At 63.5% G+C, this 12,028-nt stretch carries 11 protein-coding genes; 1 reads left to right on the top strand and 10 read right to left on the bottom strand.

The features are described from left to right. On the bottom strand, positions 1-1,011 hold a 1,011-nt coding region (locus G6031_RS17505), incomplete at its 3' end, for an HAD-IC family P-type ATPase (RefSeq protein WP_182653955.1). Between the two features lie 48 nt (positions 1,012-1,059). On the opposite strand from G6031_RS17505, the gene G6031_RS19020 reads away from it, so the two are divergent. Continuing rightward, positions 1,060-1,287, top strand: a complete 228-nt coding sequence (locus G6031_RS19020) for a hypothetical protein (RefSeq protein ID WP_241737405.1) — start codon at positions 1,060-1,062, stop codon at positions 1,285-1,287. Between the two features lie 840 nt (positions 1,288-2,127). On the opposite strand, the gene G6031_RS17495 is transcribed toward G6031_RS19020, so the two are convergent. From G6031_RS17495 to G6031_RS17455, 9 genes are all read right to left on the bottom strand, one after another. Further along, entirely contained in the window at positions 2,128-2,484 is a 357-nt protein-coding gene (locus G6031_RS17495; protein WP_017838595.1) for a metal-sensitive transcriptional regulator, read from the bottom strand. Continuing rightward, positions 2,481-4,853 (bottom strand): heavy metal translocating P-type ATPase, encoded by a 2,373-nt coding sequence (locus G6031_RS17490; RefSeq protein WP_182653954.1) that lies wholly within the window; start codon positions 4,851-4,853, stop codon positions 2,481-2,483. The genes G6031_RS17495 and G6031_RS17490 overlap by 4 nt, the downstream gene beginning before the upstream one ends. An 86-nt stretch (positions 4,854-4,939) precedes the next feature. Next, positions 4,940-5,149 (bottom strand): heavy-metal-associated domain-containing protein, encoded by a 210-nt coding sequence (locus G6031_RS17485; RefSeq protein WP_007625927.1) that lies wholly within the window; start codon positions 5,147-5,149, stop codon positions 4,940-4,942. A gap of 377 nt (positions 5,150-5,526) precedes the next feature. Then, a complete protein-coding gene (locus G6031_RS17480) occupies positions 5,527-6,801 on the bottom strand; it encodes an Ig-like domain-containing protein (RefSeq protein ID WP_182646105.1) in 1,275 nt (424 codons plus the stop codon). A gap of 41 nt (positions 6,802-6,842) precedes the next feature. Further along, positions 6,843-7,715 carry a F510_1955 family glycosylhydrolase gene (locus G6031_RS17475; RefSeq protein WP_238556428.1) on the bottom strand — a complete coding sequence of 291 codons (873 nt, stop codon included), beginning with the start codon at positions 7,713-7,715 and terminating at the stop codon, positions 6,843-6,845. 79 nt (positions 7,716-7,794) lie between these two features. Next, the gene (locus tag G6031_RS17470; RefSeq protein WP_167492493.1) at positions 7,795-8,454 is read right to left on the bottom strand and encodes a DUF305 domain-containing protein; all 660 of its coding nucleotides are present in this window, start codon (positions 8,452-8,454) and stop codon (positions 7,795-7,797) included. A gap of 55 nt (positions 8,455-8,509) precedes the next feature. After that, on the bottom strand, positions 8,510-10,057 hold the full coding sequence (locus G6031_RS17465; protein ID WP_182653953.1) for a multicopper oxidase family protein: 1,548 nt from the start codon (positions 10,055-10,057) through the stop codon (positions 8,510-8,512). Between the two features lie 358 nt (positions 10,058-10,415). After that, the gene (locus G6031_RS17460; protein WP_031265423.1) at positions 10,416-11,270 is read right to left on the bottom strand and encodes a cytochrome c biogenesis CcdA family protein; all 855 of its coding nucleotides are present in this window, start codon (positions 11,268-11,270) and stop codon (positions 10,416-10,418) included. Then, positions 11,267-11,920: a TlpA disulfide reductase family protein gene (locus G6031_RS17455; protein WP_081615263.1), complete on the bottom strand. Its 654-nt coding sequence runs from the start codon at positions 11,918-11,920 to the stop codon at positions 11,267-11,269. The genes G6031_RS17460 and G6031_RS17455 overlap by 4 nt, the downstream gene beginning before the upstream one ends. Positions 11,921-12,028: the final 108 nt, after the last annotated feature.

The raw sequence follows: 12,028 nt of genomic DNA, 5'->3' as shown, positions 1-12,028 counted from the left end.
GGGTTCGCCCTTGGTCAGGGTGCCGGTCTTGTCGAACAGGACGGCGTCGACGGTGCGCATCGATTCCAACGCGAGGCGGTCCTTGATCAGCACCCCGCCGCGGGCGGCGCGTTCGGTAGCGATCGAGACCACCAACGGAATCGCCAAACCCAGCGCGTGTGGGCAGGCGATGACCAGCACGGTGATCGTGCGCACCACACCCGCGTCCGGCATCCCCAGAACACTCCAGATGACAGCGGTGATCACGGCCGATGCGAGGGCGAACCAGAACAACCAGCCGGCCGCGGTGTCAGCGATGCGCTGGGCCCGCGAGGAGGATGCCTGCGCGTCGGCCACCAGCTTCTGAATTCCGGCCAGGGCAGTGTCGTCACCGATTGCGGAGACCTCGACGCGTAAGCCGGAGTCGGTGGCCACCGTGCCGGCGACCACCTGCTCGCCGATCTCACGCCGGACCGCCTTGGATTCGCCGGTCACCATGGACTCGTCCATGCTGGCCGAGCCGTCGATGATCCTGCCGTCGGCGGGCACAGAAGCACCGGGGCGGACAATTACGACGTCGCCGACCAGCAGATCGGCCGGTGCGACGGTGACCACGTCGTCGCCGTCGACCTTCTCGGCCTCATCAGGCAGCAGCGCCGCCAGAGAATCGAGTGCAGAGGTGGTGTGCGCCAGAGAACGCATCTCAATCCAGTGGCCCAGCAGCATGATGACCACCAGCAGCGCCAGTTCCCACCAGAAGTTCAGCTCATGATCCAACAAGCTCAGGCTTGCGCCCCAGGAGGCGATGAACGCCACGGTGATCGCCAAGCCGATGAGCAGCATCATGCCGGGCTGCCGAGCGCGAACCTCAGACACCGCGCCAGTAAGGAACGGCCGACCACCCCAGAGATAAATCACTGTGCCCAGGGCGGGGGAGACCCACCACACCCATCCGGCGTCGGGCAGCTGGTAACCGATGAGGTCGGCGAACATCTCGTTGAAGCCGACCACCGGCACCGCCAAGACGAGCATGATCAAGAACAAACGTCGGAACTGCCCGACATGGTCTCCGTGCCCGGCATGACCGCCATGGTCTTCATGGCCAGCGTGATGCTGCCCCGCATGGGCGTGGCCCGTCGTCTCCTGGGGCCCGTCCGGGTGATGGTGCTCAGCTACCGCCGTGTCTCGCTCGTTGAGGTGCCCGGCCGCGGCTCCGCCGGATCCGTGACTGTGGGCGTGGTCATGATGATCGTGCGACTGATTCATTTGGTCCCTTCCGTCTTGTCCATTGCCACCTGGTTGGCGTGATCTTCTAGCGGCATGCGTCCGGCAGCTTCGATATGCAGGAGTTTCGAGGGAGTGAAACAGCAAGAACATGATTCCCTGACAGCGGTGAGCCCTAGCGCATGATGTGTTCTAGGGGTCATGGACATCTCTTCCCGTGGGGCCAAGTAGCAGTTGCTCCGGGCCACGAGCCGATACCGCCGCAGGGTATCGAATCGTGCTGACATCTGTGCTCGGCCGACCACGTTCGTGACACCGCCCATCCCAGGATCGCCGTTCCCGTCGGTGATGACGCACGTCCTGGCGTTCTGGGGTCCGGCCGACAGTCAGGATCGTGGGTGAGCCAGCGGATTGTGGTGGAGATTGTGTGAAGGTTTGCTCAAGATGTTCGTCAGGGGAGTGGTTCGGGCTGGCGCCACGATGATGGCGGCTCCCTTCTAGGGCGCTCGGAACGATGGAAGCACCCTCCGCCGCTGCTGGTCTTTCGGGCGCCCAAGGGCGTGGGCCAGGGTGAGCTGCCTTTGGCCCGACTCCGTAGCCACATTGCTCGAACCCGAAGGCTTTTTCGGTGACGACCTGCGGTGATGGCCTGGGACGATTGGAACAACCGGGTTGCCAGCCCGGGATAGGGCCCGCGAGTTCGTCGAGCTAACCGGCGGCGTCGACCGGATCCTGAATTCGATCAGATGTCATGTTCTCTCCTGGTTTCTGCCGTGCGAGTTCATTGGCTTTCCCACCCGCAAACTATACCCCAACGGGGTATGTTGGTGAGGCGTGTTCACCGAATTTCGGGGCTCGGCTACATCCGCGAAGCATCCTGCTCGCGACCTTGCCGGGGCCTCCCATGCACCTACCCGCCCCCGCTTAGCGGGAGAAGCGGGCGATGGCGTCGGCCACTTCCTTGAATTTGATCTCTGCGGCCTCGTCGGACTCGTTCACTGCGTCGGCGACGCAGTGGCGCATGTGGTCGTCGAGCAGGCCGAGGGCGACGTTGCGCAGTGCGGAATTGATGGCGCTGACCTGGGTGAGGATGTCGATGCAGTACTGCTCCTCATCGATCATGCGGTGGATGCCCCGCACCTGGCCCTCGATCCGCTTGAGCCGGGCCTTGTAGCGGTCCTTTTCCTTCATGTAGCCGTGGTGACTGTGGGTCTCGCAGCCAGCGGCTTCGGCATCGTGCTCGGCTGCAGGGTCGATGGCGAGGTCCGGGGTATCCGTCATGACTGGCTCCTGGTCTGGTCGTGGTTGGGGGTCGCGTGGCTTGAGGTGAACCCGCGCAGGCGTAGGGAGTTGGTCACCACGAACACACTCGAGAACGCCATTGCGACGCCTGCGAGCATGGGATTGAGCAGTCCGATCGCAGCGACGGGGATCAGTGCGACGTTGTAGGCGAACGCCCAGAATAGGTTGCCCTTGATGGTGCCCAGGGTCCGGCGTGACAGCCTGATCGCGTCCACGGCGGATCGCAGGTCGTCGTTCATCAGAGTGATGTCGGAGGCTTCGATCGCCACGTCCGTGCCGGCGCCCATCGCCAGTCCGAGCTCGGCCCCGGCGAGAGCTGCCGCGTCGTTGACGCCGTCGCCGACCATGGCGACGTTCTTGCCCTTGGCCTGCAGTTTCTCGATCTGGGCGACCTTGTCGTGGGGCATGACCTCGGCGATCACGTTGGCCGGATCAATGCCGACCTCGCTGGCCACGACACGTGCGGCTCCGGCGTTGTCGCCGGTGAGTAGCCACGGGGTCAATCCGAGAGCTTTGAGTCCGGCTACCGCCTCGGCGGAGGTGGGCTTGACGGTGTCGCGGACGGTGATCACGCCCGCGACGGTGCCGTCGATCTGGGCGACCACAGGGGTGCCGCCCTGCTTCTGGGCATCGTCGAACGCGGTCCGCAGGTCCGCCGGCAGGGAGCCCTCAGGGCGACCAATGGTCACCACGGCACCGTCGACGGTGCCCGTGACGCCACGGCCTGCAGTATTGGTGAACCCGGTGACCTCCGGCAGAATGGCGGATCCGGCCTCCCTGTCGGCCACGGGGCCCTCGCCCGCCAGACTCTTTGCACCCTCGCGGGCGATGGCCTGGGCGATCGGGTGCTCGGACGCGGCCTCCACCGCAGCGGCCTTGACCAGCAGATCCGTCCGGTCGAATCCGGCGGCAGTGGTGACCTGGCTGACGGACATCACTCCGGAGGTGACGGTGCCGGTCTTGTCCATGACGATGGTGTCGACGCGCCGGGTGGACTCTAGGACCTCGGGCCCCTTGATGAGCAGTCCCATCTGGGCGCCGCGGCCGGTACCGACCAGGAGTGCGGTGGGAGTGGCCAGGCCCAGTGCGCACGGGCAGGCGATGATGAGCACGGCCACGGCGGCGGTGAACGCGGTGGCCAGTCCCGCTCCCACCACAAACAAGTGCACGAGCAGGGTGATGATCGCGATGACGATCACGATGGGCACGAAGACCTGCGAGATGCGGTCGACCAGTCGTTGGACCGGGGCCTTCTTGGACTGCGCCTCGGTGACCAGCTTGGCCATCTGGGACAGTGTGGTGTTCTCGCCGGTGCGGGTGACCTCGATCAGCAGTCTTCCCGAGGTGTTCATGGTTGCGCCGGTCACCGTGGAGCCGGACGTGACCTCAACCGGGACGGATTCGCCGGTGAGCATGGACTCGTCGATCGCGGACGAACCCTCGGTGACGCGACCGTCGGTGGCGATCTTTTCGCCCGGGCGCACCACGACGATGTCGCCGACCTTCAACTGACCCACGGGGATGCGGACCTCGACGCCGTCGCGGAGGACGGCGGCGTCCTTGGCTCCCATGTCGAGGAGCGCCTTGAGTGCGGCGGAGGACTGCCCCTTGGCCTTGGTTTCAAACCAGCGGCCCAGCAGCAGGAAGGAGATCACCACGGCGGCGGTCTCCAGATAGATCTCGTCCATCGTGGAGTTTGTGGGCAGCAGATGCACTTCCATGGTCATGCCGGGCATGCCGGCGTTGCCGAGGAACAGTGCCCACAGTGACCAGAGGTAGGCGGCCGCCGTGCCCATGGAGACCAGGGTGTCCATGGTGAACGAGCCGTGCCGCAGGTTGGCGAGGGTGGCCTTGTGGAAGGGTGCGCCTCCCCAGAAGAAGATGGGGGTGGCCATGGTCAGCACGGCCCACTGCCAATTGGTGAACTGCAGTGCCGGGATCATGCTCAGCAAGACCACCGGGACCGTGAGTGCAGCCGAGACAATCAGACGGTGTTTGAGGTCTGCGGTCTCGCGTTCCCTGGCCTCCTCGATCTGGTCTCGGGGACCGGCGCCGCCACCTGCGGAAGTTGCGTCCACAGCCTGGTCGTCGTCATTCTTCATCGTGAACGCGTCGTATCCCGCACCGCGCACGGTCTCGATGAGCGCGTCCGTGTCGACCTTGCTCGGGTCGAAGGAGATGGACGCGGACTCGGTGGCGAAGTTGACCGTGGCGTCCACCCCGTCGAGCTTGTTGAGCTTGCGCTCGACCCGCCCCGAGCACGAAGTGCAGGTCATGCCCGTGACGCCCAGATCTATGTCGATCAGATCCACCGCGGGGTGCATCTGGGAGGGTTGAGTCTGGGTCATCGAGGATCAATCCTTCACGGTGAACGGGTGGTGTGCTCGGGGCCAGGGATCTCGCCAGCTGCTGGGGCTGGCGAGATCGCTTCGCGTCAAGAGGTGACGGTGTAGCCGGCTTCCTTGACGGCGGCGACGACCTGCTCGTCGGTGAAGCCCTCGCCGGAGACCGACACCGTTCCGGTCTTGCTCGAGGCCTCCACCATGGAGACGCCCGCGATCTCGCCGACTTCCTCCTTGACCGACGACTCACAGTGTCCGCAGGTCATGCCCTGGACGGTGTACTCCTTGGTGCTGGTAGCCATGACGGCTCCTTCCGTTGACGGGTGTAGTTCGTTGAGACATCCGATGGCTCGGATCAATCCGAACACCAATGAACCTATACCCCGTAGGGGTAGTGGTCAAGGGTGATGTTCGCTTGTGTCCGCGGCTCACTCCGCCTGCACTCTGATCGCCCGGACGCCGTATGGATTGACCAGTAGGCGGGCGCAAGAGCCGTGGCGGCAAGGTCTTTGGAAGCGCGGAGACGAGCTCACCGTGCTGGCGGTGCACCGCGAACCAGGCCCTTGCTGCCGCAGTCGAAGAGTTCGTCATAGAGACGGGCGACGCGTATTAACGCAGGCCAACACCCGGCCATGTCTGTATCCGCAACCAATTGTTCGGAACCCTGGCCGAGGGCCTCTTAGGCTAGGTCGGCATTTCCAGCACGCCAGGTTTCCCACGGGATGTTCCAGTCGCCCAGCCCGTCGGTCCCGGGAAGCGTCGGTCCGACGGTATTGATGACCTTGACCACGTCGCCCCGGTTGCTGCTGTTCTGGAACGACTTGGCGTAGGCGTCGGTGACATTGATACAGCCGTTACTGACGTTGGTGAAGCCCTGTTGTTCAACGGACCATGGGGCGGCATGGACGTAGATCCCGCTGTAGGACATCTGGGTGGCCCAGTTGACTGAAAGCCGGTAGCCGTCGGCCGAGTCGACCGGCACACCAAACGTCGATGAATCCATGATGAGCGATTCGTATCGGTCGCCGATGTAGTAGGTGCCGTTCGGGGTGGGTGTCGATGCCTTTCCTAGTGAGACCGGGCTACTGCTGACGACCTCGCCATTGATTCGGGTCGTCATTGTCTTGGTGTTGTCGTCGATCGTGGTGATGACCTCGTCGCCGATCGTGAAGTTGCTGTTTGCGTCCTGGGCTCCGTAAAGGCCTTCGCCCATATCGGTGCCGTAGATGTTGACGTCGACGTCGACCTCGGTGCCCGGTGCCCAGAATTCGGCGGGGCGCCAGCGAACCTCCGAGGGCGACACCCAGTAGAAGGCTCCTTCGACGGCGGGGGTCGTGGTGACCTCGATGGCGTCCTGGACGGCCTTACGGTCGCCGACGGCGGACTCGAAACGCACCGCGACCGGCTGCGCGATACCTACCGTGTGGCCCTGACCGGTCACCAGGCTCGCGCTGGTGGTCGAGTTCGGGACCACGGTGCTGAACGAGGACGAGTCTGTAATCGTCTCACCGTCGTCGTTAGTAGCGCTCGCCTCGATCGAGTAATCCCGGTTGTAGCCCAGAGTCTCGGTGGTGCGCCACTGGGAGCGTTCCGCGTTGAACTCGCCTTCGACCTCGCGGCCTTCTTCGTTTGTGACCGTGACATCGTCGAACGCACCGTCTGTCACATCCAAGACGATCGGTTCCCGCGGCGTCGCGGCCACTGTCCCATCTTCGAACGAGGTGTGAATGACGGCCGCAGCGGCGGGGGCTTCTTTCGGTGCAGCGGCCGTCGAGGTGTCCTCGGTATCTCCGATCGTGCACGCGCTCAGCCCTACTGCGGCCACCAAGGCCACCGCGACCGAGGCAAGCCGTTTCGCCGGTGTGCGCTCTGGTGCGGCTCCGCCTGCGAGCATCGCTTCTTTCCTCACCACTTCTCCCTCGAGTTCGTATGCGTTCTGACCGGTAGTTTCCATTCCGTCTTCGGTCGGCCTTGGTTTGCGCCGCCGACGACGTTTCAGGGAATCGTTAATGTATGAAATGACCGTCCATCAGCAGCGTAGGCAGTGTCCTGGTCCGCGGCGATGATGGCTTCGACATCACCGACAACTGGTCCCTGCTGCCACTCATCGTCGTTGACGTTCTTGCGCCAGGCGGTGCCGTCGGTATCGATCCCCCAGAGGGTGCCGTCTTCGGCTGCAGATATCAGCAGGAGTTCGGGAGCAGCTGGTACTGATGCGAATGTGCGCCCGATGTCGGTGCTGAGTTGTAGGCCTCCTGCGGTTGTGGCCCAGATGCCCTCGTCGGTAATCGCCAATGCTCTCGCGGCTATCTCGATGCCGTCGGTCCAACTGACGCCCGAGTCGGTGGACGTTCGAATTCCGTTGGCGGTGTCGAATCCGACAAGGGTGTTTCCGTCAGTGGTCAGGGCGTGAAAGTCGACTTCGCCGGAGAGGGATTTCGTCGCCCACGACTGGCCGCCGTCGACACTCTCGATGAGTCCGAGAGGATTGGGGGCGGAGCTTGACGGGCCAGGATGGCCCGAAGCGTAGAGGTTATCCGTCCCGGGCGCGCCTGTGAGCCCCATGAAGTCGTCGTCGGCGTCGCCGACGCGGGTGGTCGCGCCATCGGGGTTGAGGACGAAAAGCCCCGTATGCGTGCCGGCCAGCACCCTTCCCTCAGCATCGAGGTGGAGTCCGTGCACATGGTCAAGCGCGGGTGTTAATGCGGTGCCGACCGTCGATGAGGCGTCCCCGGATTCGGGTGCTGGCGTCTGCTGCGGGCTCGAACACGCGGTCGCGATGAGAGCCGATGCAAGGATGGCTATTGAGGCCCAGGCCCGCTTTCGGTGCGAAAGCATGAATGCGTATCTCGTTTCTGGAAGGGACAAGAAAATGTGTTGATGCCCAGACGGTCTCCGGCGGGGTCGGACTGCCATCGACCCCGCCGGGTATACAAGGCTTCGTTTTCTACATGGGGTCAAGCAACTGCCGCATGGTGTCGATTTCCTGCTGCTGGGTGTCGATGATGGTTTGCGCCAGATCGACAGCCGGCGGGTACGTGCCGTTCTCCACCTGGTCTTCGGCCATGGCCACGGCACCTTCGTGGTGGGCGATCATCTGGTTAAGGAACAACTCGGCAGCCTCAGGGCCGGGAGCGTCGGACAACTGCTGCAATTCCTCATCGGAGAGCATGCCCTCCATCTGCGCCATGTCATGGTCACCGCCCATGTCCATGTCCATGTCCATGTCCATGCCTTCGGGCTGCGTCGGCTCGCCCCACTGCTCAAGCCAGTCGGTCAGCTGCGCGATCTCGGGCCCCTGGGCCGCCTTGATCTCCTCGGCCAGCGAGGTGACGTCGGCGGGGACATCATCCTTGGACAAGATGATGTCGCTCATCTCGATGGCTTGCTCATGGTGGGGGATCATCATCTGGGCGAACATCACGTCAGCCTCGGAATGCTGAGCTGATTCCTCTGCCTGCTCGGTGGTCGAACTCCCGCTGGTCGCAGTGGTCTCGACGGCGGTCGTGGTCTCGCTGGCCGTGTCGGTCTCGTCGCTGGTGCAGGCGGACAGCCCCAGCAGGACCGCGGCGGCAGCGGCGGTCATCACAAGCTTCTTTCGATTCATCTGGGTTCCCTTTCTTCTGCGGACTTTCGGGCCCGCGAGTGGATCACCTTGCCGGTCAGGCGAGGTAAGACAGAGTGGTCATCATCCCGGCCTCTTGGTGATAGGCGTTGTGGCAGTGCAACGCCCACTGGCCAGGATTATCGGTGTCGAACTCGATCTCAATAGTGCGCATCGGCCGAATCGTGACGGTATCCTTGCGAAGCCCGCTGTCCGCGAGCGCGAACGTATGTCCGTGCAGGTGCATCGGGTGGAACATGTCGGACATGTTCCGCATCCGCATCCGCACCCGCTCCCCACTGTTGACCTCCAGCGGCATCGAATCCGGGTGGACTTGGCTGTTGAGGGTCCACCGGTACGGCGACATCGTCCCGCCCAGGTCAACACTGTGGTACCGATCATGACTTTGGCTAGACAGACGTACTGCCTCGCTGGGGGATAAGTCGGTACCCAATAGCGGACGCCGGTCCACTTCGACTGGTCGGGAATTCGTCGGGAGATCGCCCGCTGCTGTACGTACAAGGGCCTGCGCGTGGCCATCCTTGCCTTCGGGCTGAGCGAACAACGGGAACACGCCGTCGCCGAGCGTGACCACAACATCGAACCGTTCACCCATACCGATCAGAAGAGAATCGGTGTCCTCGGGAAGCACGGGAAAGCCGTCAGTGTGAGTGACGGTCATCCGGTGCCCGCCAAGCGCGACCCGGAACGCGGTGTCGGCGCCGGCATTGACGAACCGGATGCGCACGCGTTGGCCCCGCGACGCTCTCCAAACGTAGGGGTCGACAGGGAGTCGACCATTGATCAGAAAGTGCGGGTAGGTGACATCCCCGGCGCTGCCGAGGATGGGGGACATCATCGACCCCTCACCCCCGTGCATGTCCATCATGTCGTGGTCCATCCCCTGCATCCCGGCATCTGCGGTGTCGGCACCGATGCCCAGATCACGGGCGACATCGTCGGGAGTCCGACCGGTCCCGTCGACCCAGTCGTCAAGGACCACGAGCCATTCATGGTCGTAGTCGCCGGGCTCGCCCGGATCATCGATGATCACCACTCCGTACAAGCCCCGATCGAGTTGCAGACCCGAATGTGAGTGGTAGAAGTACGTGCCCGGGTCTGGGGCGGTGAAGTCGTAGGTGAACGTGGTGCCTGGTGCGATCGGGTCCTGCGTCAACCCGGGAACCCCGTCCATGTCGTTGCTCATGGCGATCCCGTGCCAGTGCACGCTGGTCTCCTGGGGCAGCTGGTTGTCCACGGTGATCTGCAGCCGCTCTCCAGCTTGGGCCCGCACCAGTGGGCCTGGCAATTGTTGGTCGTATCCCCACGTTGAGACGACTCGGCCACCCAGATCAACGTCGACCGGACGGGGGGTCAACTGCGCAGATACCACCGTTTGGCCGGGGGAGCGTCGCTCCTGCTCAAGCCGCCTCACGAGATCTGACGAGGCTCCCACGGGACTGCCCGTGGCTGCTCCGGAACCAGAGCATGCAGTCAGAGCGCCGGCGCCGGCGAGAAGCGATCCGGCCAAGAAAGACCGGCGGGAGACCAGCACGCGCGGCGCACGTCTTAGCGCACCTGCCCGCCCCGTGGCGTCAGCGTTCATCATGATCGGCGGTTCGCGAAGTCGCGGTCCCTACGTGAGATCCGAAAGAGATACCGGAAGAGACGACCCCAGTAGCAGGAGAGTGAGACCCGCGTAGGTGCCGATGCCCTCCGAAAAGACTGGTCGTCAAGGCCAGAACCATCGCCCAGAAACCGAGTACGAACGCGATCAACAGGACGATGTCGATCCAGTTCATACCGTAAAACCACCCCATCAGACTCAACTCCTTGCCTGTCTTAGAAACTCGATTCTGCGGGGCGAAATGCGAGATCTGGGTCATCGTTTCGTCAAGATCCGATCAAGGTTCTTTTCGGACAGACAGACTCGACTCGAGTTAGGAGAGACCATCGGAGCACTGTCAGATCGGCAAAGTGGTGTCTGAGACGGCGAAGTCGCGGAGCCAGTACACGAACTGCGTCCATATGCCGCTGAGCAGCAAGATTCCGACGACAATGAGCATGATGCCGCCGACGATCTGAATCGTTCGCGTGTGTCGTTGCAGCCAGCCCACCGTGCGGATGGCTCTCGTCGAACCGAAGGCCACCACGATAAAAGGCAGTCCGAGCCCCAGGCAGTACGCCACGATGAGCAGTACTCCGCGTGCGGCGTCGAGTCCGGTTCCGGCGGCCACCGACAACGCCGCTGCCAGCGTCGGTCCGAGACACGGCGTCCATCCCAGGGCGAAGACGGCGCCAAGTAGCGGCGCGCCCGCCCAGGTGGAAAGCGCTTTCGGCTGCATTCGAGTGTCCCTCTGGAGGGCGGGTATGGCCCCGATGAACACCAGACCCATCAAGATGGTCACCACACCGCCGAGCCGCTGCAGCAATTCTTGCTGGGGGGCGAGGTATTGCACCGTGCCCAGCACCATCGCCGACAGCAGCACGAAGACCACCGTGAATCCAGCAACGAATAGCACCGCGGCGAGGACGACTCGTCGTCGCGATGACACCCGCTGACGCTGCTGTTCAAGAGTGAGCGTGCCGGCTTCGGCGCGGCGTTGCTCGGCGGCCTGCACGGTCACCGCCGGGCGCTCTGCACCCACGATGCTGGCCATATATGCCAAATACCCGGGCACGAGCGGGACTACGCACGGCGAGGCGAACGAGACGAGTCCCGCAAGGACACATGCTCCCAACGCGAGAAGTAGAGGCCCGGAAGCAGCTGTTTGTTGGAACGTCTGGCCAATGGATTGCGCGATCAGCACCGTGTTCATGCAGCGTCGCTTTCAGCAGGCTCGGCCAGCAGTCTCTCGATGACCGGCTCCAACTGGGTGTCGGTGACCTCTGCTAGATATACCGCAGCGACTCGGTGCTGTTTGTCGAGAATCAGTGTCGCTGGCACCACCGAGGTGGGGAAACCATGTAGCGCTGCCACCGCGGCCTGCGATGGGTCCCAAATTGAGGGATAGGTGACCCCGTTGTCCTTGATGAAGTCGACAGGCTTTTGCCGATTCGGGTCGCGCAAGTTGACGCCGAGATTGGTGAACCCTTGCGCCTGGTACTTGTCCTGTAGTCGCTGCAGGTCGTCGGTTTCCGTCCGGCAGGGAGCACACCACTGACCCCACAGGTTGATCAGCACCACCTCGCCAGGAAAGTCTGCGACCGCCACAGTGGCCTCCGGATCTACTACTTCCGGGCCAGACATCGGCGCGATCTTCTGGCGGTCCGCCGGCGGATCATAGAAGATCTCAATCTGGCCGCCCGGGCTGACAAAATCGAACGTCTCACCTGAAGCGACGGCATCAGTGCCGCTAGCGCAGCCAGTAAGTACAAGCGAACTCACCACCACTGCGGCCAGTTGGCATCTTGCCCGTCTGCCCCAGCTACCGGGCTGCGCACCCTTGCCGAACACATCCGTCGTCATCACAGCATCAGCACCACTCTTGCCTGCACAGTCACACCGGACGATTGTGCCGCCCCTACCCCATTGGATAGTGCCCCGTGATGTGGTGGGAATCGGTTCCGCGTCTGG

The sequence above is a fragment of the Dietzia sp. CQ4 genome, from assembly GCF_014145125.1.
GTDB classification, from domain to species: domain Bacteria; phylum Actinomycetota; class Actinomycetes; order Mycobacteriales; family Mycobacteriaceae; genus Dietzia; species Dietzia natronolimnaea.
Note: the sequence above shows the minus strand (reverse complement) of the source record. Positions and strands in the feature narration are given on the sequence as shown.